Origin of the sequence: Pantoea sp. alder81 (genome assembly GCF_020179835.1) — a bacterium.
GTDB lineage: Bacteria > Pseudomonadota > Gammaproteobacteria > Enterobacterales > Enterobacteriaceae > Pantoea.
This window is the reverse complement of the sequence record NZ_JAIUDA010000003.1, coordinates 40,483-63,719: the sequence shown is the minus strand read 5'-3', so window position 1 is coordinate 63,719 and position 23,237 is coordinate 40,483. Positions and strand designations below refer to the sequence as shown.

Below are 23,237 nucleotides of genomic sequence, written 5' to 3'. Positions count from 1 at the left end.
AGGAGCAGGTATGACGTTGTTTAGCTTGTTATTAGTGTTAGGTTGGGAACGCCTGTTTAAATTGGGTGAGCATTGGCAGCTGGATCATCGTCTGGAGCCGCTGTTCCGCGGACGCCAGCGATTTTCACTGCTGCGCACGCTGGTGATGACCCTCATCGCGATGCTAATTGTCTGGCTGGTGGTGTGGAGCCTGAAAGGCATTTTGTTTGGCGTGGCGCAACTGGCATTCTGGATTGTGGTGGGCTTGTTGTGCATTGGCGCAGGCTCGGTGCGTCTGCACTATCACCGCTATCTGAAAGCCGCCAGCCACGATGATGAAGCGGCGCATCAGGCCATGGCTGCCGAACTGACGCTGATTCATGGTGTGCCCGTTGAATGTAGTGAGCGCGAGTTTCTGCGTGAACTACAAAATGCCCTGATTTGGATTAACTTCCGCTTCTACCTCGCACCGCTGTTCTGGTTTGTTGTCGGCGGCCCTTACGGCCCGGTGCTGCTGGTGGGTTATGCATTTCTGCGTGCCTGGCAGAGCTGGCTGGCGAAACACCATTCTCCACTGGAGCGCGCGCAGTCAGGTGTTGATCGCGTACTGCACGTACTGGACTGGATCCCGGTGCGTCTGGCAGGTGTGGCTTATGCACTCTTAGGCCATGGTGAGCGGGCATTACCTGCGTGGTTTGCCTCATTGAGCGATCGCCATCGTTCGCAATATCAGGTGCTGACCAGCCTGGCGCAGTTCTCGTTAGCGCGTGATCCGCACATGGATAAAGTCGAAACGCCACGGGTGGCCGTGGCGCTGGCAAAGCGTATATCACTGGTGCTGGTTGTCGTGGTTGCGTTGCTGACCATTTACGGCACGCTGGTGTGATCGGCAGGCGGTACACCGAAATCTGGTGTGCCGTCCTCTCGCCATGCGAAGTACTTCAGGCGCGTATGGCGATTCGGATCCCATAATGGATCGCCCTCAATTTCGGTGTAATTCCGTGCGTGATACACCAGCACATCCCTTCCTTCCTCATCCTGCGTAAAGCTGTTGTGCCCCGGGCCATACTGCTGATTCTCCCAACTGGTGGTGAAGACCGGTCGTGCTGACTTCTGCCAGGCTGTGCTATCGAGTGGATCGGCCATCACATCAATGCTCAGGATCCCGAGGCAATAATTCTCATCAGTTGCGCTAGCGGAATAGGTAACAAACAGCCGATCGCCGTGATGGATAGCAGCAGGGCCCTCATTAACGCTAAAGCCTGCGCACTCCCACTCATATTCCGGCCGACTGAGCATCACCGGTGCGCTTTTCAGCGTCCAGGGGTTGAGTAACTCTGCAAGATAGAGATTGGAATTGCCCGGAATCGCGGGATCCTTCTGTGCCCACAGATACCAGTTTTTGCCCTGATGCACGAAATGCGTTGCATCGAGAGAGAACGAATCGATAGGGGTAAACACACGTCGAGCAGGCTGCCAGTGGCCAGAAAGCGGATCGCTGTCATCACACACCAGCGCATACATACGATGCTGAAATAGACCGTCTTTGATGTCGCGCGTCGGGGCAGCAGCAAAGTAAATCACCCATTGTCCATTGATACGGTGCAGTTCCGGCGCCCAAATCAACGCACTGTACGGCCCGGTGTCGGGCTTCCGCCACACAGTGACCGCTTCCGCCTCAATCAGGCGATTCAGCGTGTCAGCGTGACGGATTTCGAGTCGATCATATTCCGGCACCGATGCCACGAAGTAGTAACCCTCGCCATGGCGCAGGATAAAAGGGTCGGCACGTTGGGTAATAAAGGGATTTGGCCAGCTCATTTGATCTCTCCGGGTTGTGGGATGGCAGACAGTGAGGCAGGGGATAACTCTCGTGCGTTGGCGCGGCGTAGCGCAAGATCATCCTGAATGGTGCGCATGAGTTTGCGATCCACTTTCAGCAAGCGCACTACACCGGCGGTGATCAGATAGCCGACGCCGGGAATCACGGTGAACAGCAGCATGATGCCGTTAAGGGCGTTGGGAGCCTGCTGCTTCGCACCGGCGTCATAGCCATAAATAGAGAGCAGGAAACCGACCATCGCACCGGCCACTGCCAGGCCTACTTTGAGGAAGAACAGATTGCCGGAGAAGCTCATGCCGGTGATACGTTTGCCGGTTTTCCACTCGCCATAATCATCGACATCCGCCATCAGCGACCAGTGCAGTGGTGAAGGGATTTGGTGCAGGATGTTTAGAAGGAAGTAGGCGACGACAACCGCCACAGTGGCATGAGGATCGATCCAGTAGAAACCGCAGGAGAAGAGCGCCAGTGCGATATTGGTCCAGAAAAACACTTTCAGTTTGCACCAGCGGTCGGTGAGAATTTTTGCCAGAGTGCTACCCAACATCATGCCAATCACCCCCAGGCTGATAAACAGCGTGGCAAAGTGCGTGGATTGTCCCATTACCCAGGTGACGTAATACATGGTCGCCGCCATGCGGATGAAGCCGGGACAGACATTGCAAAACGTCAGCAGCAAGATGCGCACCCACTGATCGTTCTTCCAGACGTCGCGCAGATCTTTCTTCAAATCGTCATTACTGGGCGCGGCAGGGCGAATACGTTCGCGAACCGTGGCGAAACAGAACAGGAACATCACCAGACCTATCAGTGCCAGCACACTCATCGCCATCTGATAGCCACGCGCTTTATTGTCACCGCCAAACCACTCGGCCATCGGTAGCAGAGAGAGTGATAGGATCAGCGTCGCCACGCCCACCATCACAAAACGATAGGATTGGCAGGAGACACGCTCACCGGGATCGTTGGTAATCACACCGCCCAGTGAGCAGTAGGGAATATTGATAGCGGTGTAAGTGAGAGACATTAAGAAGTAGGTGACAAAGGCCCAAATGACTTTGTTCTCATAACTCCAGTCTGGCGTGGTGAACATCAGCACGCTGAACAGTACATAGGGGACAGAAACCCACAGCAGCCATGGGCGGAAGCGTCCCCAGCGGCTTTGCGTGCGGTCAGCAATGGCGCCCATAATCGGATCGGTGACGGCATCCAGCACGCGAACAGAAAGCAGCAGCGTACCGACCAGCGCGGGCGCAAGGCCAAACACATCGGTGTAGAAATAGTTAAGGAAAAGCATGATAGCGCCGCCGATCATATTGCATCCGGCATCGCCCATGCCGTACCCCAGTTTCTCTCTGAATGAGAGTGCTGCTCCATTCATTATTCGTCTCCCGCGACAAGGTGAGACGAAATTATCAGCGTTAAATCAGTAACCTGCTGGGGAACAATTGGTCACGTAGATGGACAAAACAGGTGGGCGCAGAAAAGTGTGAGGCAGATCAGGAATGTTGCCCGGCACTGGCGTGCCGGGCAGAGACTTACATTAGGTTTTTTGCACTTTATTTTTGATGGTGTAACCCACGGCCAGAATCACCAGCCAGACAGGAATCAACCACACAGAAATCGCCATACCCGGCGTCATCGCCATGATCACCAGCACGGCCGCCATGAACACCAGGCAGAGCCAGTTACCAAATGGATAGAGCACGGCTTTAAAGCGCGTAGTCACACCTTGCTGGTCCTTCTTCTTACGGAATTTCATGTGCGCGAGGCTGATCATCGCCCAGTTGATCACCAGCGCAGAGACCACCAGTGACATCAGCAGGCCAAAGGCTTCACCCGGCATCAGGTAGTTGATCAGGACGCACAGCGCTGTAGCAACGGCTGAAACCAGAATGGTCGCCACTGGCACGCCGCGCTTATCAACATTGAGCAGCGCTTTCGGCGCGTTACCCTGTTGTGCTAAGCCGAACAGCATACGGCTGTTGCAATAAACGCAGCTGTTATAGACCGACAGTGCAGCCGTCAGGATCACCACGTTCAATGCGTTGGCGACGAAGGCATCACCCAGTTCGTGGAAGATCAACACGAACGGGCTGGTCTCTTCGGTGACGCGTGTCCACGGCATCAATGACAGCAGCACCGCCAGAGAACCAATGTAGAAAATCAGGATACGCCACAGAACCTGGTTGGTGGCTTTCGGGATGCTCTCTTGCGGATTATCTGCCTCAGCAGCGGTGATTCCGACCAGCTCAAGGCCACCAAACGAGAACATAATGATCGCCATCATCATGACCAGACCGGTCATGCCGTGTGGCAGGAAACCGCCCTGGCTCCACAGGTTAGTGACGCTGGCCTGCGGACCGGCGTTGCCGCTAAACAGCAACCAGCCGCCGAACAGGATCATGCCGATAACGGCGACCACTTTGATGATTGCGAACCAGAACTCCATTTCCCCAAACACTTTTACGTTGGTCAGGTTAATGGCGTTGATCACCACGAAGAAGATGGCGGCACTGGCCCAGGTAGGGAATTCGGGATACCAAAATTGGATGTATTTACCCACGGCACTCAGTTCGGCCATGGCGACCAAAACATACAGCACCCAGTAGTTCCAGCCAGAGGCGAAACCGGCAAAGTTGCCCCAGTATTTATAGGCGAAGTGGCTGAAGCTACCGGCAACCGGCTCTTCCACTACCATTTCACCTAACTGGCGCATAATCAGAAAGGCAATGAATCCTGCAATCGCATAACCGAGAATCACGGCCGGACCGGCCGATTTAATCACTGATGCGCTACCCAGAAACAGACCGGTACCCACGGCACCGCCCAGCGCAATCAGCTGAATATGGCGATTTTTCAGACCGCGATGCAGTCCTTCGCCATGCTGTTGTTCCATACAAACCTCGTGATGTTGTTATTGTGCACCTGCAGTGCGCGCACTGTAAGGCTGTTTTACGCAATGTATTCTTTTCTTTACGGTATTTGGCGTGCTGTGTGCATGCTGAAACTACCATGGCGACCAGAATAGTGATAAGCGCGCCGCTTTGCACCTGCTTTTGCTTTTTGTGCTGAGAGATGGCTGAAAAAGCAGCAGCATTCACTGTGTGTCATCCAGGTTATTTCTGACATGAATAAACAATAAACACGAATAGCTTTCGCTTATGGTTGCCTGTAAGGCTTAGTGCTAACTCAGTGTAAGGTTTGGTAAAAGTGAAATCTGTTAACAATTCACTTACGTAGCAAATATATGCCTTTATCACGGGAAGTTAGCGCGCTGTAACAGCGATATACCCCGGAAGTGTGATGCCTGCCATATAGACACAAGGTGAATACTTTGTTACTTTACGGGCACCATTTTTCAATTGGTATTACCAATTTACTCCGGACGTTTTGCACAATAAGAAGGGAAGATGGCTTACAGTAAAATTCGCCAACCAAAGCTCTCCGATGCGATTGAGCAACAGCTGGAATCCCTCATTATGGAAGGGACGCTCCAGCCAGGTGAAAAGCTTCTCCCCGAGCGCGAACTGGCGAAACAGTTTGATGTCTCACGTCCATCCCTGCGCGAAGCGATTCAGAGCCTGGAAGCCAAAGGCCTGCTGTTACGCCGTCAGGGCGGTGGTACCTTCGTGCAAACAAATCTCTGGCAAAGCATGAGCGATCCGTTAGTGAGCCTGCTTGCCGAACATCCAGAATCCCAGTTTGACCTGCTGGAAACCCGCCACGCGCTGGAAGGCGTTGCTGCTTATTATGCGGCGCTGCGTGGCACAGATGAAGATCTGCAGCGCATCCGCGACTGCCATGTTCATATCCAGCAGGCGCAGGACAGCGGCGATCTGGATGCCGAAGCAGATGCAGTGATGAAGTATCAGATCGCTGTCACAGAAGCCGCCCATAATGTGGTGCTGTTGCATTTGCTGCGTTCCATGGGCCCTATGCTGGAACAAAACGTCCGTCAGAATTTCGAATTGCTTTACGCTCGCCGGGAAATGCTGGCGAAAGTGAGCGGTCACCGCGCCAGTATCTTTGAGGCGATTGTGGCTCGTGAGCCAGAACAAGCACGCGAGGCCTCCCATCGTCACCTGGCGTTCATTGAGGAAATCTTGCTGGATAGAAGCCGGGAGCAGAGTCGTCGTGAACGCTCCCTGCGTCGTTTACAGCAACGTAAGGAATAACGCACGGCAACGAACGTGCGGAAAACAAACGACGGACCTGTCTTCTTGTGCTGTGAACAAGAAACAAAGCACAAGAAGACAGGCTCCTGATAATTCAACGTATTAGACACAGATAAGGAACACACCCCATGTCAGAACGTTTACAGAATGACGTGGATCCGATCGAAACTCGTGACTGGCTACAGGCGATCGAATCGGTCATCCGTGAAGAAGGTGTTGAGCGCGCGCAGTATCTGCTTGATCAGGTATTGAACGCAGCACGCAAAGGTGGCGTGAAAGTGGCAGGCGGTGCGTCGGCTATCAGTAACTACATCAACTCTATTGCTGTTGAAGATGAACCGGACTATCCGGGCAACACCTCTCTTGAACGTCGTATCCGTTCCGCAATTCGCTGGAACGCCATCATGTCGGTGCTGCGTGCATCGAAGAAAGATCTGGAGTTGGGTGGTCACCTCTCATCCTTCCAGTCTTCTGCCACCATTTATGAAGTGTGCTTTAACCACTTCTTCCGTGCGCGCAGTGATAAAGACGGCGGCGATCTGGTTTACTTCCAGGGTCATATTTCTCCGGGCATCTACTCACGTGCTTTCCTGGAAGGCCGTCTGACCGAAGAGCAGATGAATAACTTCCGTCAGGAAGTGCACGGTAAAGGTCTGTCTTCTTACCCGCACCCGAAACTGATGCCTGACTTCTGGCAGTTCCCGACCGTGTCTATGGGTCTGGGTCCATTGAATGCGATCTATCAGGCGAAGTTCCTGAAATATCTGGATCACCGTGGTCTGAAAGACACCAAAAACCAGACTGTTTACGCCTTCCTTGGCGATGGCGAGATGGATGAGCCGGAATCTAAAGGTGCGATCACCATCGCCACCCGTGAGAAACTGGACAACCTGGTGTTCATCATTAACTGTAACCTGCAGCGCCTCGATGGCCCGGTTACTGGTAACGGCAAAATCATCAACGAGCTGGAAGGCATCTTTGCCGGTGCTGGCTGGAACGTGATCAAAGTGATCTGGGGCGCGCGTTGGGATGAACTGCTGAAGCAGGACACCAGCGGCAAACTGATCCAGCTGATGAACGAAACCGTTGATGGCGACTACCAGACCTTCAAATCCCGTGATGGTGCCTACGTGCGTGAGCACTTCTTCGGTAAATACCCGGAGACCGCTGCACTGGTGAAAGACTGGTCAGACGAAGAGATCTTCGCGCTGAACCGTGGCGGCCACGATCCGAAGAAAATCTACGCAGCACTGAAAAAAGCGCAGGACACCAAAGGTCAGCCGACCCTGATCCTCGCACATACCATCAAAGGTTATGGTATGGGTGACACGGCGGAAGGTAAAAACATCGCGCACCAGGTGAAGAAGATGAACATGGATGGCGTTCGCTACATCCGTGACCGCTTCAACGTGCCGGTGGCTGACGATCAGATCGAAAACCTGCCGTACGTGACCTTCGATAAAGGTTCTGACGAGTACAACTATCTGCACGGTCAGCGTGAGAAGCTGGGTGGCTACCTGCCAACCCGTCAGGCAGAGTTCAGCGAGAAGCTGGAAATGCCAACGCTGGAAGAGTTCAAACCGTTGCTGGAAGAGCAGAACAAAGAGATCTCGACCACTATCGCGTTTGTGCGTGCACTGAACGTGATGCTGAAGAACAAGTCGATCAAAGATCGTCTGGTGCCAATCCTTGCGGATGAAGCGCGTACCTTCGGTATGGAAGGCCTGTTCCGTCAGATTGGTATTTACAGCCCGAACGGTCAGCAGTACACCCCGCAGGACCGTGAGCAGGTTGCTTACTATAAAGAAGACGAGAAAGGCCAGATTCTGCAGGAAGGGATCAACGAGCTGGGCGCAGGTTCATCCTGGCTGGCGGCGGCGACCTCTTACAGCACCAACAACCTGCCGATGATTCCGTTCTACATCTATTACTCGATGTTCGGTTTCCAGCGTATCGGCGATCTGATGTGGCTGGCAGGCGACCAACAGGCGCGCGGCTTCCTGGTCGGTGGTACTTCGGGTCGTACGACGCTAAACGGCGAAGGCTTGCAGCATGAAGATGGTCACAGCCACATTCAGTCACTGACGATTCCTAACTGTATCTCTTACGATCCTTCATACGCATATGAAGTAGCGGTGATCATGCAGGATGGCCTGGTGCGTATGTACGGCGAAGCGCAAGAGAACATCTACTACTACATCACCACGCTGAACGAAAACTACCATATGCCAGCAATGCCAGAAGGCGTTGAAGAGGGTATCCGTAAAGGTATCTATAAGCTGGAAACGGTAGAAGGTAGCAAAGGCAAAGTGCAGCTGCTGGGTTCAGGCTCTATCCTGCGTCACGTTCGTGAAGCGTCGGAAATCCTGGCAAAAGACTACGGTATCGGCTCAGACGTTTACAGCGTCACCTCGTTCACTGAACTGGCGCGTGATGGCCAGGATTGTGAGCGCTGGAACATGCTGCATCCGACTGAAACGCCACGCGTGCCATACATCGCTCAGGTGATGAATGAAGCGCCAGCTGTTGCCTCAACTGACTACATGAAGCTGTTCGCAGAACAGGTTCGTAGCTACGTCCCTTCAAGCGATTATCGCGTGCTGGGTACCGATGGCTTCGGTCGTTCAGACAGCCGTGAAAACCTGCGTCACCACTTCGAAGTGGATGCATCGTATGTTGTGGTTGCTGCGCTGGGTGAGCTGGCTAAACGCGGCGAAATCGATAAGAAAGTGGTGGCAGACGCGATCACCAAATTCAGCATCGATGCCGATAAAGTTAACCCGCGTCTGGCTTAAGAGGTAAGAGAGTAATGGCTATCGAAATTAACGTACCGGATATCGGGTCAGACGAAGTTGAAGTCACCGAAATTCTGGTGAAGGTGGGCGACAAGGTCGAAGCTGAACAGTCGTTGATCACCGTAGAAGGCGATAAAGCCTCTATGGAAGTGCCTTCGCCTCAGGCTGGCGTGGTGAAAGAGATTAAAATCTCTACCGGTGACAAAGTGAACACCGGCTCACTGATGATGATCTTTGAAGCTGAGGGCGCAGCAGCAGCTGCCCCGGCGGCAGAAGAGAAGAAAGCAGAAGCCGCGCCTGCGGCAGCTGCTGCTTCAGTGAGCAAAGAAGTCAACGTGCCGGACATCGGTGGTGATGAAGTTGAAGTCACCGAGATTCTGGTGAAAGTCGGCGACAAAGTTGAAGCGGAACAATCTCTGCTCACCGTTGAAGGCGACAAGGCTTCAATGGAAGTGCCAGCACCGTTCGCGGGCGTGGTGAAAGAGATCAAAATCGCTACCGGCGATAAAGTGAATACCGGCTCGCTGATCATGATCTTCGAAGCAGAGGGTGCAGCACCTGCTGCTGCCCCAGCGGCGAAACAAGAAGCGGCTCCGGCGGCTGCACCGGCTGCGGCCGGTGGTGCGAAAGACGTTAACGTGCCTGACATCGGCGGCGATGAAGTTGAAGTCACGGAAGTACTGGTCAAAGTGGGTGACAAAGTCACTGCTGAGCAGTCACTGATCGTGGTCGAAGGCGACAAAGCGTCAATGGAAGTGCCAGCGCCATTCGCGGGTACCGTGAAAGAGCTGAAAGTGTCTACCGGCGATAAAGTGAATACCGGTTCACTGATCATGGTGTTCGAAGTAGAAGGCGCTGCGCCTGCTGCTGCGGCACCTGCGGCGAAACAGGAAGCGGCTCCGGCTCCGGCGGCAGCGAAACCTGCCGCTACAGCGCCAGCAGCAAAAGCTGACGCGAAAGGCGAGTTTGCCGAGAACGATGCTTACGTCCACGCTACCCCGGTGATTCGTCGCCTGGCGCGCGAGTTCGGTGTGAATCTGGCGAAAGTCAAAGGCACCGGCCGTAAAGGTCGCATCCTGAAAGAAGACGTACAGTCTTACGTGAAAGATGCGGTTAAGCGTGCGGAAACCGCACCGGCTGCAGCGGCAAGTGGCGGAAGCCTGCCTGGCCTGCTGCCTTGGCCGAAAGTGGACTTCAGCAAGTTCGGTGAAGTGGAAGAAGTGGAACTGGGTCGTATCCAGAAGATCTCGGGTGCGAACCTGAGCCGTAACTGGGTGGTTATCCCGCACGTTACGCACTTCGATAAAACCGATATCACCGATCTGGAAGCGTTCCGCAAGCAGCAGAACGCCGAAGCGGAAAAACGTAAGCTGGATGTGAAGTTCACCCCTGTGGTGTTCATCATGAAAGCCGTTGCCGCTGCGATGGAGCAGATGCCGCGTTTCAACAGTTCACTGTCTGAAGATGCACAGAAACTGACGCTGAAGAAATACATCAACATCGGTGTGGCGGTTGATACGCCAAACGGTCTGGTGGTTCCGGTGTTCAAAGATGTGAACAAGAAAGGCATCACTGAACTGTCGCGTGAGCTGATGGCGATTTCTAAGAAAGCGCGTGATGGCAAGCTGACGGCTAGCGATATGCAGGGCGGTTGCTTCACCATCTCCAGCCTTGGCGGCCTGGGCACCACGCACTTTGCGCCAATTGTTAATGCGCCAGAAGTCGCTATCCTCGGTGTCTCCAAGTCTGCGATGGAGCCAGTGTGGAATGGTAAAGAGTTTGAGCCGCGTCTGATGATGCCAATCTCACTCTCCTTCGACCACCGCGTGATCGACGGTGCTGATGGTGCGCGCTTTATCACCATCATCAACAACACACTGTCCGACATTCGCCGTCTGGTGATGTGAAGTTAACCAAGGCCGGCAAATGCCGGCCTTGTTGTAAGCATTCAATGTTGCCGCGGTTGGCAGTTTATTAACAATTCTGTAAACTCTTGCGGTGAAATGTCCCGGTGGATAAAGGGCATGCGGAGCCTGGGACGGGCTCGCTTTTGACCGCCGGCAATCTAATAAGAGGTCATGATGAGTACAGAGATTAAAACTCAAGTCGTGGTACTTGGGGCAGGTCCTGCAGGTTACTCTGCAGCCTTCCGTTGCGCTGATTTAGGTCTGGAAACCGTAATCGTTGAGCGTTACAGCACCCTCGGTGGTGTTTGTCTGAACGTAGGCTGTATCCCGTCAAAAGCGCTGCTTCATGTTGCGAAAGTGATCGAAGAAGCGAAAGCACTGGAAGAGCACGGTATCGTGTTTGGCCAGCCGCAAACTGACATCAACAAGATTCGTACCTGGAAAGAAAAGGTCATCACTCAACTGACTGGCGGTCTGGCCGGTATGGCTAAAGGCCGTAAAGTGAAAGTGGTTACCGGTCTGGGTAAATTTACCGGCGCTAACACCCTGGTGGTGGAAGGTGAGGGTGGCGCAACCACCATCAACTTCGATAACGCGATCATCGCTGCGGGCTCACGCCCAATCGAACTGCCATTCATCCCACACAACGATCCACGCGTGTGGGATTCAACCGATGCGCTGGAACTGAAAGAAGTACCGAAGCGTCTGCTGGTAATGGGCGGCGGCATCATCGGTCTGGAAATGGCCACCGTGTATAACGCGCTGGGTTCAGAGATCGACGTGGTTGAGATGTTCGACCAGGTTATCCCTGCTGCCGATAAAGACGTGGTGAAAGTCTTCACCAAACGTATCAGCAAAAAATTCAACCTGATGCTGGAAACCAAAGTGACCGCTGTTGAAGCGAAAGACGATGGTATCTACGTATCAATGGAAGGTAAAAAAGCTCCGGCTGAAGCGCAGCGTTATGACGCAGTGCTGGTGGCGATTGGCCGTGTGCCAAACGGTAAAGGCCTGGATGCTGGTAAAGCGGGCGTGGAAGTGGACGATCGTGGTTTCATCCGCGTCGACAAACAGCTGCGTACCAACGTGCCACACATCTTTGCTATCGGCGACATCGTCGGCCAGCCAATGCTGGCGCACAAAGGTGTGCACGAAGGCCACGTCGCGGCAGAAGTGATTTCTGGTCTGAAACACTACTTCGACCCGAAAGTGATTCCTTCTATTGCCTATACCGAGCCAGAAGTTGCCTGGGTGGGCCTGACCGAGAAAGAAGCCAAAGAGAAAGGCATCAGCTACGAAGTCTCCACCTTCCCGTGGGCTGCTTCTGGCCGTGCTATCGCTTCTGACTGCGCAGACGGAATGACCAAACTGATCTTCGACAAAGAGACTCACCGTGTGATCGGTGGTGCGATTGTCGGCACCAACGGCGGCGAGCTGTTGGGTGAAATCGGTCTGGCGATCGAGATGGGCTGTGATGCAGAAGACATCGCACTGACCATTCACGCGCACCCAACGTTGCATGAGTCTGTTGGCCTGGCGGCTGAAGTGTTCGAAGGTAGCATCACTGACCTGCCAAACCCGAAAGCGAAAAAGAAATAATCTTTCGTGCTAAATAAAGAAACGGCTCCTTGATGGAGCCGTTTTTTATTACGGGTTCTATTTAATTGAAACGATAAATAAGGCGCTGGAGCTAACGCATAAGCTTTGCGGGAAATAGCAGGGGCGACCCCCTGCTATTGAAGTGTTACTGCCTGACTTCGTAAGCCATTACCGCAGATAATTCAGCAGCGAATATCTTAAACCGTAATTCACAGAGTGTATTGCGATTCACCAGGCACAATACTAATAGCATGAGCCCGCCGATAATCAGCTTGCTGAATGATAACTTCATAATCACTTACTCCTTGCATTAGCACGAGCAAGCAACTACCCTAACATTGCTTAGGTGTTTCGGGTAGTTGCCTGCTCGTGCGGTTGATGAAAATTGACCGCATGAGTTTCTCCTTCCACAACCCACCTCAATTGAAAATGCTTGAGGCAGATTGCCTCAAGCGCCCGCAGGCAGTCTACGCGATTTGTTTCTTATTTCACGTCTAATCTGTCTTTAATTTTAATTAAATCTTACGGTTTTATTGTTAGGCTTTAATTAAAGGTGTTAAGTGTTCAGGTAATTATTTATTGATATCTTTAATCCAATTAATAAAATGCCTCAACGGTGCGGATAGATATTTCCTGCTCGGGTAATAGAGCCAGAATCCTTCCTCAACCTGGGTATACTCAGCAAGTATTTCAACTAATTCTCCAGTCGCTAATGCATTGCTGACTGCATCCTGATGCAAAAAGGCGATCCCTAAACCGGCGCGAGCTGCTTGCAGAATGCGCTCGTTATTGTCCAGCACCAGCGAGCCTTTTACCGCCACTTCCTGTTTGCGCCCATCCTGCCAAAATTCCCAACGATAGCGACGTCCGCTCGGAAAGCGTCTTTCAATGCAGGGAAACTGCAATAGCTCCGCCGGTAACAGCGGAACGCCGTGCTGAGCAAGGAAATCCGGACTGGCCACCGCCAGTGCACGCATCGGCCGACCAAAAGGCACCGCGATCATATCCTGCGCCAGTACATCGCCATAGCGTACGCCCGCATCAAAGCCGCTTTCTACGATATCCACCAGCGCGTCATTGCTGTCGATCTCCAGCGTAATCTCCGGGTAGCGTTGTACAAACGGCAGTATCAGGGACTGAAAAAACAGCGCCTCCGCTGAACGCGGCATGCTAATGCGCAACACGCCACGGGGATCGCTGCGCCAGTCGTTCAGTTCATCCACCGCCTGCGATAGGTCAGCCAGCGCAGGCTGGATTCGCTGCAAAAAACGCTCACCGGCTTCGGTCAGCGCCACTTTTCGCGTGGTGCGATGCAGCAGCCGTACGCCTAAGCGCTCTTCAAAGTTGCGCATGGCGTGGCTCAGGCTCGAGGGCGTGACATTACGCTCCTCAGCGGCTTTGCGAAAACTCAGATGCTGCGCGATAGCGGCAAACATCTCCAGTTCTTGCATTGATGCACGGTAATTATTCATTGCTGAATTCCATTCATTAAATCAACGAAAATAGCGCAATTGTTGCTGCGATTGCTGAGGTTTATAACATTAACACCGTAAGCGAAGAGGATAAATCAATGCAACAACGTCAACTGGGCAGTCAGGGATTACAGGTTTCAGCACTAGGATTAGGCTGCATGGGCATGAGCTTTGCCTATGGTCAAAATGATGAGAAGCAGGCGTTGAACACGCTGGCACGTGCGTTTGAACTTGGCGTCAATTTCCTCGATACCGCTGAAGTGTATGGCCCTTTCACCAATGAAACGCTGCTGGCGAAAGCGATTAAAGGCCGTAGCGATATCCAAGTGGCGACCAAGTTTGGTTTCCGCATCACCGATCATGGGGAGGGCTGGGAGCGCATTACCGGTGCCAATAGCGAACCGGCGCATATCCGCCGCGCCGTGGAAGGTTCACTCCAGCGCCTGGGTGTGGAAGCCATAGAATTGCTTTATCAGCATCGTCTCGATCCAGCCGTGCCGATTGAGGATGTGGTGGGCGTGATGGCGGATCTGGTGCGTGAAGGCAAAGTGAAGTATCTCGGCTTATCCGAAGTCTCATCGGCCACCTTACGCCGTGCGCAGGCAGTACATCCGATTTCGGCCCTGCAGAGCGAATACTCACTGTGGACGCGCGATCCGGAGCAAGAGCTTCTCGCCACCTGCCGTGAGCTAAATATCGGATTTGTCCCTTACAGTCCGTTAGGCCGAGGCTTCCTCACCGGTAAATTCCCGGCGGCGGCCACGCTGGCGGAAGATGATTTTCGTCGCTACCTGCCGCGTTTCCAGCAGGATGCACAGGCGCATAACCAAAAGTTAGTGAATCAGCTATCAGAGATGGCTGCAGGTTATGATGCGACGGCGGCACAGTTGGCGCTGGCGTGGGTGCTGGCTAAAGGTGAGGATATCGTGCCAATCCCTGGTGCCAGCAAAATCGCCAATCTGGAACAAAACTGTGCTGCGGCCGCGCTTACTCTTCATTCTGCGGATATGACGGCACTGGACACGCTGTTCAATCCACAAAATGTTCAGGGTGAGCGCTATAACGAAAGTGAATTCACCCTGGTCGATCGCTAATTTTTAGCCCTTCAATCACAAAAAAACAGGCTCAGGTGGCCTGCTTTTTTGTGTGACCTCGCTCAAAATCCAGATAAATCTGCTAAATAACGCGCGGATGTTGCTTTTTTGTAAACAGATTAACAATCAGCCGAAATGCTGCTATGCTGGCCGACGCGGAACCGGGCACCTCACCCTACTGTTTGACAGCTCAAGGGGTGTACCGGAAAGCTATACAATGAGAGCGAGGAGAACGTCGTGCTAGAAGAATACCGTAAGCACGTTGCCGAGCGTGCTGCCCAGGGAATCGTACCTAAGCCGTTAGATGCTTCCCAAATGGCCGCGCTGGTTGAACTGCTGAAAAACCCGCCAGCGGGTGAAGAAGAATTCCTGACCGATCTATTGGTCAACCGTGTACCCCCAGGTGTTGATGAAGCAGCTTATGTAAAAGCTGGTTTCCTGGCAGCTGTCACTAAGGGCGAAGCCCTCTCTCCTCTGGTTACTCGCGAAAAGGCAGTTCAACTGCTGGGCACCATGCAGGGTGGCTACAACATCCATGCCCTGATCGAAGCGCTAGATGATGAAGCACTGGCTCCGATTGCCGCTGAAGCCCTGTCCCACACGCTGCTGATGTTCGATAACTTCTACGATGTCGAAGAGAAAGCGAAAGCGGGTAACTCCCACGCGAAGAAAATTATCCAGTCCTGGGCCGATGCTGAATGGTTCCTGAAGCGTCCTAAGCTGGCAGAAAAAATCACCACCACCGTGTTCAAAGTGACCGGCGAAACCAACACCGATGACCTCTCTCCGGCACCGGATGCATGGTCTCGCCCGGATATTCCACTGCACGCGCTGGCAATGCTGAAAAACGCCCGTGAAGGTATCGAACCCGACGATGCTGGTAACATTGGGCCGATCAAACAGATCGAAGAATTGCAGAAAAAAGGCTTCCCGCTGACCTACGTGGGTGACGTCGTCGGTACCGGTTCTTCCCGTAAATCTGCCACCAACTCGGTGCTGTGGTTCATGGGCGATGACATTCCGTACGTGCCGAACAAAAAAGGCGGCGGCCTGTGCCTCGGCGGTAAAATCGCACCAATCTTCTTCAACACCATGGAAGATGCTGGCGCGTTGCCAATCGAAGTTGACGTTGATCGCCTGGAAATGGGCGATGTCATTGACGTTTACCCGTATAAAGGTGAAGTGCGCAATCACGAAACTGACGAGCTGCTGGCAACCTTCGAACTGAAAACCGAAGTGCTGCTGGATGAAGTGCGTGCCGGTGGTCGTATCCCACTGATCATTGGCCGTGGCCTGACCACCAAAGCGCGTGAAGCGCTGGGTCTGCCGCACAGCGATGTGTTCGTGCAAGCGAAAGATGTGGCGGCAAGCACCCGTGGTTATTCACTGGCGCAGAAAATGGTCGGTCGTGCTTGTGGCGTAGAGGGCGTTCGTCCTGGCGCTTACTGCGAACCAAAAATGACTTCTGTGGGTTCTCAGGACACCACCGGTCCAATGACCCGTGATGAACTGAAAGATCTGGCGTGCCTCGGTTTCTCTGCTGACCTGGTCATGCAGTCATTCTGCCACACCGCAGCCTATCCGAAGCCGGTTGACGTGACCACCCACCACACGCTGCCTGACTTCATCATGAACCGTGGCGGCGTATCACTGCGTCCGGGCGATGGCGTTATCCACAGCTGGCTGAACCGTATGCTGCTGCCCGATACCGTGGGCACCGGCGGTGATTCACACACCCGTTTCCCCATTGGTATCTCGTTCCCTGCGGGTTCTGGTCTGGTGGCGTTTGCTGCTGCAACTGGCGTGATGCCACTGGATATGCCTGAGTCGGTACTGGTGCGTTTCAAAGGCGAAATGCAGCCGGGTATCACCCTGCGCGATCTGGTTCATGCCATTCCACTGTACGCCATCAAAGCTGGCCTGCTGACCGTTGAGAAGAAGGGTAAGAAAAACATCTTCTCTGGTCGCGTGCTGGAAATCGAAGGTCTGCCGAAACTGAAAGTTGAGCAGGCATTTGAGCTGACGGATGCCTCTGCGGAGCGTTCTGCAGCTGGCTGTACCATCAAGCTGGATCAAGAGCCGATCATTGAGTATCTGAACTCAAACATCGTGCTGCTAAAGTGGATGATCTCGGAAGGTTACGGCGATCGTCGTACCCTGGAGCGCCGCGTAGAAGGTATGCAGAAATGGCTGGCGGATCCGCAGTTGCTGGAAGGCGATGCGGATGCAGAATATGCGGCGGTGATCGATATCGATCTGGCCGATATCAAAGAGCCAATTCTGTGTGCACCAAACGATCCGGACGATGCGCGCTGGTTGTCTGATGTGCAGGGCGAGAAGATTGATGAAGTGTTCATCGGCTCTTGCATGACCAACATCGGTCACTTCCGTGCAGCGGGTAAACTGCTGGACGCGCACAAAGGTCAATTGCCAACGCGTCTGTGGGTGGCTCCGCCAACCAAGATGGATGCCGCACAGTTGACCGAAGAGGGCTACTACAGCGTCTTTGGTAAGAGTGGTGCGCGTATCGAAATCCCAGGCTGCTCACTCTGCATGGGTAACCAGGCGCGTGTGAAAGACGGTGCGACAGTGGTTTCCACTTCAACCCGTAACTTCCCGAACCGTCTGGGTACTGGCGCGAACGTGTTCCTGGCTTCGGCTGAATTGGCTGCGGTAGCCTCCCTACTGGGTAAACTACCAACGCCAGATGAGTATCAGCAGTTTATGGTTCAGGTTGATAAGACCGCGGCAGATACTTATCGCTATCTCAACTTTGACCAGCTGGGTCAGTACACTGAGAAAGCTGACGGCGTAATCTTCCAGACCGCTGTTTAATCGGCGCGAAGGATGAAGAGGGGACGATGCGAATCGTCCCCTTTTTTTATGCACTTTTTTCCTCAGGCATGACCTGGCATAATGCGAGCGCGATCCCACTTTATTCAGCGCGCTACGCACAAAATGCACCTAACCGGTGCTGCTCGTCGCGCCATTAGCTACACGAGGCAAACCCATGGAGTATGAATTTTTGCGTGATTTGACCGGGCAGGTCAAAGTGCGTATGTCGATGGACCACGAAGCAGTGGGACACTGGTTCAATGAAGAAGTCAGAGATAATCTGGGTCTGCTGGATGAAGTGGAAGCGGCGGCGCGGGAAGTCAAAGGCACTATTAATCAGTGGCAGCGCATCGGGCATGAATACACGATTTGGTTAGATGAAGAAGAGGTCATGATCCGAGCCAACCAGCTGGCGCTGGAAGACGATGGTATGGAAGAGGGCATGACGTATTACGATGAAGAGAGCCTGTCATTTTGCGGTGTGGAAGATTTCCTCGCGGTGATTGCGGCGTATCGTCAGTTTCTGGCAGGAAAATAACCGAAACAATTTCGCACGGGCCGTAGCGGCGCAATGTATTGCGCTCCCCACGGCCACAGTGCTTCCTCAGTTACCGCCGCTACCGTTTATACCGGCATCAAACGGTGGCAATCGGTGTCGCCGGTGAACCCACCGCGCCCGGCAGCCGCAGCGGTGGGGCGGTGAGCAGAAACGCATGGCGCTGATGCTGCGCCAGCCAATCCGCCAGCGGGCTGAGCAACATCAGCTCGCCGAGATACACCCCCAGCCGGAACAGGCAGAGATCGTGCAGCGGATGCGACGGATAAAAATCATCGTTCATTGGGCGTGCCGGTAAAATCTCTACCGCTGGATTATCGGCAATCAGCGCCACCACGCCGCTCTCGACGATCCAGTTACGCAGTTGCTCATCACTGCCATCCAATCCGGCAAAGTGGCTGTTCAAAAACGTCATATCCGGCTCGCCCTGCATCGCCAGAATCGCTTCATCCATGCCGGTGCGGAAACACACCATATCGCCCTGGCGCACCTCGATGTCATCCGCCTGTAAGATCTGGTGCAAATGCTGATAACCAAAGGCAAACCGCTCAGTGCCGAAGTGACGCTTGATATCAATCATCACCGCGCGGCCCTGCATGCCATGCTGCGCCACATTTTCGATACCGAGTTTCTTCGCGCCCAAATGGCTGCCGTGATCGCAGCCACAGCCGCCGCGATAATCGGTTTCACCAACGATATCCACATTGGCCTTGTAGCCGTTGTAAAACACCATCTCCGGTTCGCCGTTGCCGTTGACATCAAACCACTGGCCCATGTGCGCCAGGCTGTCCCACTGCGTCGAGTATTGCAACGCCAGCGTCACGGTATCATCGCAGATCACATCGGTGAGTTGCGGGTTATCACGCGATAACGGATAGGTCATATTGGCATGCTCGCCGCGTCGTGTGGCATTGAGCTGCGGGGGTGGGCGACGCGGATTCATCGCCGTGCCGCCGGGTAAATCAAGCGGTAAACTCAGGCAAAACGTTTGCCCGATTTTCACTTCCGCCACGCCTTCCAATACTTTCTGCGCGGTGAGTAAGTTGAGTCTACCGAGCTGATCGTCGGGACCGAAATCCCCCCAGGTGGCGTGCGCCGGGCGGTGCTTCCAGCGAGTATTCATACTTCTCTCCTCACGTTGCTATCCAGTGCCAAAGCCGATTCTGTGCCCATGGGCTGCACACGCGGCAGCCAGAATCCGTAGATCAAGGCGCCCACCACACCGATCACTCCGGCGATCTCCAGTGGGATCACAAAGGAGTGGGTGTACTGCATGATCACCCCGATCAGAATAGGCGAGATGATGCCTGCCAGATTGGCCGCCATGTTTTGAATACCGCCGATGGTGGCGACATTCGCGCGATTGGGTGCCACATCTGACGGCAGGGCCCACAGCGCGGCAGACGCAAAGGTGGCGGCGAAGTTGGCAAAGCAGAGTGCCGCCAGCGCCAGGCCAACAGTGGGGGAAAACGCTGCCAAACCGATGGTGGCGCTACCCAGCATGCCGCCCACCAACGGAATCTTGCGCGCCACGCTGAGCGAGTAGCCACGACGCACCAGCGAATCGGACAGCAACCCGCCACACCAGCCACCCACTATCGCCGCCAGTCCTGGCAGCATGCCGAGCAGGCCGAATTTCATCAGTGACAAGTGGAAGGTCTCTACCAGATAGGTTGGGAACCAGGTAAAGAAGAAGTATGAGACGAAGTTGATACAGAAGAAGCCTGCCATCATCGCCTGCACGGTGCGTTGGCCAAGCAACTGGCGCACGCTCATTGGCTCGCCAGTTTGCGGATCCTGGTTGGCCTCAATGAATTCCACTTCCTCACGCGTCACGGTTTTGTGTTCGCGCGGATCGCGATACCACAAATACCACGCCAGCGCCCAGACCACCGCGACCACACCCGAGAGCACAAAGGTCATACGCCAGCCAACCAGCGCGATCAGGAAGGAGATAATTGGGATCGCCAACGTGCCACCGATCTTACTGCCGTTGTTGAAGGTGGCGGCGGCGAAGCTGCGTTCCTGACGCGGGAACCAGCGCGTCACCGTTGACGAACTGGCGGGATAGCTGGGCGCTTCTACCGCTCCGAGCACAAAGCGGAAGCCCACCAGCGCCGCAATCGAGCTGGCCAGCCCACAGGCGGCGGTGGCTAAACCCCAGCCAAGGCTGCTGATGGCAAAGGTAATACGCGGGCCGAGCCTGTCCACCAACCAGCCGCCGGGCAGCTGGAACAGCACATAGCTCCAGAAAAACGCTGAGAGTAGCAAGCCGCTATCAGTGGGCGAGAAATTTAGCTCCTGACTCATAAACGGCATGGCGACGCTCATGGCGGCGCGGTCAATATAGTTGATGGCGATGCCGACCGACAGCACCGTGAGAATGACGAAACGAAATTTCCCTTTCGCTTTACTTGCCTGTAATGCAGCAGGTGATCCATTGGAATTCAGCGACATGTCGCCTCCAATTGTTTTTTTATTTTGTAGGGGAAACGCCGCATCAGGACGATGCGGCGAGTTTGGCACTTACGCGCCGCTTACTACGGAGTGTGGATGATGCACCTGTTCCTCATCCACGATAGGTTCGACTTTGCCCATCAGGAACAGGTAGTTAAGAATACCGATAACCACTAACACAGCAGAGAACACCAGCGCCCAGGTAAAGTGCCCGGTGGCGCCGACGATGGCGCCGGTAATGATTGGACCCACGGCACCGCCCATGTTGGAGACGGTGTTTTGCAGGCCTGCGACAATCGACACGCTGTTCTGCGGTGCCACATCACCCGGCAGTGCCCAGACCTGAGAGGCGGCAACGGTAGTACCGGATTTGGCGATGCACAGCAGCAGCACGGTCATAAATACCGAGTCAGTGAACGGCGCGAACCCGATACACAGCGCCATTACCAGGCCAATAGTCAGGAACAGTTTGCGCGTGGCGGTCAGCGACAGCACTTTTTTGTGCACCATGCGATCCGATGCCCAACCGGCCAGTACTTCAATCACCATGCCGCAAATCAGCGGCAGTGCAGCCACCATCCCCATCTTGAGGAAATCCATGCCTTTATCTTTCACCAGGTAAGTCGGCAACCAGGTGATAAAGAAGTATGAGGTGTAGTTGATGGTGAAGAAGCCAATACACATCGCCCAGATATTGCGGTAGCGCAGCAGCTTGTACCACTTCATCGGACGTACACTTTTGTCGCCGTGTTTCTGCGCCTGGCCATCACGGATAAAGCGCACTTCATCCTGACTGATCGCTTTGTGATCTTCCGGGTTTTCCGCATAGATAAAGTACCAGGCAATCACCCAGAACACACCGAGTGATCCAATCACCAGGAAGGTGATGCGCCAGTCGAACATGGCGATCATAAACACGATCAGCGGCATGGCCACGGCACCACCAAACTTCGAGGCGCTGTCGAACAGGCCTGAAACCGTGGCACGTTCGCGGTCCGGGAACCAGCGCGCGGTGATACCGGCATTGCTGGGATAGGCAGCGGCTTCACCGACGCCGAGTGCTAAACGCAGCGCCAGCAGTGATTTAAAGCCGGTCGCCAGGCCCATCGCCATGGTGGCAATCGACCACCAGGCTACTGCAATACCGAGACCTTTTTTCTGACCGAAGCGATCGGCGAACCAGCCTGCCGGGATTTGCAGCAGCGCGTATGACCAGAAGAACGCCGCCATGATAAAGCCCATCATCTCTGGATTGATGTCGAGCTCTTTAATCAAATGCGGGGCAGCCGCAGAGAGTACTGTTCGGTCAATATAGTTAATGGCGATTGCCAGCCACATCAGGCCTGCAATCCACCAGCGAACGCGGGTAGAGCGAGAGGTGTTGTTCATAATATTTTTTCACCTTCCCGGTGTCCTTCGCGCAGTAAAAAGCCTTCAATCCAATCATTCATCCCGCTCGTTTACTGGGGATGAATGACGTGGTCGCCGGATTACCGCGCCAATGACTGGGGATTAAAATTTGGATTAAGTAGGGTGTTGAGAAAAATTAATCCAGCCCGTTCATAACATTTGTCGGGCGCTCGCCCTGTTTGATGCACTGCACAATCTGCGCCACGCAGCGTTCACCAATGGCGCTGATGGCGCCGTCGGTGTAACCCGCGATATGCGAAGTCGGGATGAAGTTGCTGAGGGTGAACAGCGGATGCTCCGCCAGTGGTTCCTGCTCGAAGACATCGGCAGCCGCGCCAGCGATGACGTTATCCAGCAGCGCCTGATACAGATCCTGCTCGTTGACGATGCCACCGCGTGAGGCGTTGATCAGGAATGCACTCTTTTTCATACGCTTGATACGCGCAGCATCAAAAAGATTCTGGGTTTTATCAGTGAGCGGCTTGTGCAACGTGATGAAATCGCTGCTTTCGGTCAGATGATCGAGGCTGACGAATTCGATGCCATGCTCGGCGGCAAATTTTTCATCTGGATAAAAATCGAAAGCAATCACGCGCATGTTGAAGCCTTTGGCACGCAGCGCTACCTGTTTGCCGATATTCCCAAGGCCGATAATCCCCAGCGTTTTGCCATACACATCAGTGGCAAAGATGCGCGGCCAGTTGCCGGCGCGGGTTTCAATCGCAGCCTGTGTAATCTGGCGTGCGCTATTGAGGATCAGGGCAAAGGCGAAGTCGGCCACGGCATGTTTGTTGGCATCCGGCACATTGGTGACGTAAATGCCGCGTGCGCGGGTGGCATCCAGATTGATGTTGTCGACGCCCACGCCATGCTTACACACGATTTTCAGCTGAGGTGCTTTTGCCAGCAGTTCTTCGTTCACGTCGGTAAAAGCAACGATCATCGCCACGGTATCGGCCAGATGCGGCTCCAGCGCACTCAGTGGCGCATCGGCGGGCAGCGTGATCAGCTCAAAACCCTGTTGTTGCAGCGCATCAATGGGCGCAGCGTCATATTTTGCGAAAGAGGGTGAAGTACAGATAACTTTCATGGCTTTTCCCAATCCTGGTGTT

General features: G+C 54.1%; 17 protein-coding genes. 8 read left to right on the top strand and 9 right to left on the bottom strand.

Annotated elements, in window-relative coordinates; translation table 11 throughout:
* Positions 1-10 precede the first annotated feature (10 nt).
* Positions 11-865, top strand: a complete 855-nt coding sequence (gene ampE / locus LBW88_RS09875) for a beta-lactamase regulator AmpE (RefSeq protein WP_224932504.1) — start codon at positions 11-13, stop codon at positions 863-865.
* On the opposite strand, the gene LBW88_RS09870 is transcribed toward ampE, so the two are convergent.
* The 3 genes from LBW88_RS09870 to aroP all read right to left on the bottom strand — a co-directional run bounded on the left by LBW88_RS09870 (position 847) and on the right by aroP (position 4,721).
* Positions 847-1,800 (bottom strand): family 43 glycosylhydrolase, encoded by a 954-nt coding sequence (locus LBW88_RS09870; RefSeq protein WP_224932505.1) that lies wholly within the window; start codon positions 1,798-1,800, stop codon positions 847-849. The genes ampE and LBW88_RS09870 overlap by 19 nt on opposite strands.
* Positions 1,797-3,203, bottom strand: coding sequence for a glycoside-pentoside-hexuronide (GPH):cation symporter (locus LBW88_RS09865; RefSeq protein ID WP_224932506.1), 1,407 nt, complete (start codon positions 3,201-3,203; stop codon positions 1,797-1,799). Before LBW88_RS09865 ends, LBW88_RS09870 begins: the two co-directional genes overlap by 4 nt.
* Positions 3,204-3,365: 162 nt before the next feature.
* Positions 3,366-4,721: an aromatic amino acid transporter AroP gene (gene aroP, locus LBW88_RS09855; protein WP_224932508.1), complete on the bottom strand. Its 1,356-nt coding sequence runs from the start codon at positions 4,719-4,721 to the stop codon at positions 3,366-3,368.
* Positions 4,722-5,235: 514 nt separating this feature from the next.
* Between aroP and pdhR the strand changes: the two genes are divergently transcribed.
* The 4 genes from pdhR to lpdA all read left to right on the top strand — a co-directional run bounded on the left by pdhR (position 5,236) and on the right by lpdA (position 12,301).
* The gene (gene pdhR / locus LBW88_RS09850) at positions 5,236-6,000 is read left to right on the top strand and encodes a pyruvate dehydrogenase complex transcriptional repressor PdhR (RefSeq protein WP_034829622.1); all 765 of its coding nucleotides are present in this window, start codon (positions 5,236-5,238) and stop codon (positions 5,998-6,000) included.
* Positions 6,001-6,128: 128 nt separating this feature from the next.
* The gene (aceE, locus tag LBW88_RS09845) at positions 6,129-8,795 is read left to right on the top strand and encodes a pyruvate dehydrogenase (acetyl-transferring), homodimeric type (protein ID WP_224932509.1); all 2,667 of its coding nucleotides are present in this window, start codon (positions 6,129-6,131) and stop codon (positions 8,793-8,795) included.
* 14 nt (positions 8,796-8,809) lie between these two features.
* A complete protein-coding gene (gene aceF, locus LBW88_RS09840) occupies positions 8,810-10,702 on the top strand; it encodes a pyruvate dehydrogenase complex dihydrolipoyllysine-residue acetyltransferase (protein ID WP_224932510.1) in 1,893 nt (630 codons plus the stop codon).
* A 174-nt stretch (positions 10,703-10,876) separates the two neighbouring features.
* On the top strand, positions 10,877-12,301 hold the full coding sequence (gene lpdA / locus LBW88_RS09835) for a dihydrolipoyl dehydrogenase (protein WP_038650261.1): 1,425 nt from the start codon (positions 10,877-10,879) through the stop codon (positions 12,299-12,301).
* 145 nt (positions 12,302-12,446) lie between these two features.
* Here the strand turns inward: lpdA and LBW88_RS26600 are convergent, their stop codons facing one another.
* Together LBW88_RS26600 and LBW88_RS09825 are read right to left on the bottom strand one after the other, a co-directional pair.
* A complete protein-coding gene (locus LBW88_RS26600) occupies positions 12,447-12,593 on the bottom strand; it encodes a Hok/Gef family protein (protein ID WP_155288016.1) in 147 nt (48 codons plus the stop codon).
* A 280-nt stretch (positions 12,594-12,873) separates the two neighbouring features.
* The gene (locus LBW88_RS09825; protein WP_224932511.1) at positions 12,874-13,773 is read right to left on the bottom strand and encodes a LysR family transcriptional regulator; all 900 of its coding nucleotides are present in this window, start codon (positions 13,771-13,773) and stop codon (positions 12,874-12,876) included.
* A 98-nt stretch (positions 13,774-13,871) separates the two neighbouring features.
* On the opposite strand from LBW88_RS09825, the gene LBW88_RS09820 reads away from it, so the two are divergent.
* The 3 genes from LBW88_RS09820 to yacL all read left to right on the top strand — a co-directional run bounded on the left by LBW88_RS09820 (position 13,872) and on the right by yacL (position 18,240).
* Positions 13,872-14,867 (top strand): aldo/keto reductase, encoded by a 996-nt coding sequence (locus tag LBW88_RS09820; RefSeq protein WP_224932512.1) that lies wholly within the window; start codon positions 13,872-13,874, stop codon positions 14,865-14,867.
* A 237-nt stretch (positions 14,868-15,104) separates the two neighbouring features.
* Positions 15,105-17,702 carry a bifunctional aconitate hydratase 2/2-methylisocitrate dehydratase gene (acnB, locus tag LBW88_RS09815; protein ID WP_224932513.1) on the top strand — a complete coding sequence of 866 codons (2,598 nt, stop codon included), beginning with the start codon at positions 15,105-15,107 and terminating at the stop codon, positions 17,700-17,702.
* A gap of 175 nt (positions 17,703-17,877) precedes the next feature.
* Complete coding sequence (yacL, locus tag LBW88_RS09810; protein WP_224932514.1) at positions 17,878-18,240, top strand: protein YacL; 363 nt, start codon at positions 17,878-17,880, stop codon at positions 18,238-18,240.
* Between the two features lie 97 nt (positions 18,241-18,337).
* Here yacL and LBW88_RS09805 read toward each other — a convergent pair whose 3' ends face one another.
* The 4 genes from LBW88_RS09805 to LBW88_RS09790 form a co-directional block, all read right to left on the bottom strand.
* Positions 18,338-19,381: a cyclase family protein gene (locus LBW88_RS09805; RefSeq protein WP_224932515.1), complete on the bottom strand. Its 1,044-nt coding sequence runs from the start codon at positions 19,379-19,381 to the stop codon at positions 18,338-18,340.
* On the bottom strand, positions 19,378-20,715 hold the full coding sequence (locus LBW88_RS09800; RefSeq protein WP_224932516.1) for an MFS transporter: 1,338 nt from the start codon (positions 20,713-20,715) through the stop codon (positions 19,378-19,380). The genes LBW88_RS09805 and LBW88_RS09800 overlap by 4 nt, the downstream gene beginning before the upstream one ends.
* A 69-nt stretch (positions 20,716-20,784) precedes the next feature.
* Complete coding sequence (locus LBW88_RS09795; RefSeq protein WP_224932517.1) at positions 20,785-22,104, bottom strand: MFS transporter; 1,320 nt, start codon at positions 22,102-22,104, stop codon at positions 20,785-20,787.
* 157 nt (positions 22,105-22,261) lie between these two features.
* On the bottom strand, positions 22,262-23,215 hold the full coding sequence (locus tag LBW88_RS09790; RefSeq protein WP_224932518.1) for a phosphoglycerate dehydrogenase: 954 nt from the start codon (positions 23,213-23,215) through the stop codon (positions 22,262-22,264).
* Positions 23,216-23,237: the final 22 nt, after the last annotated feature.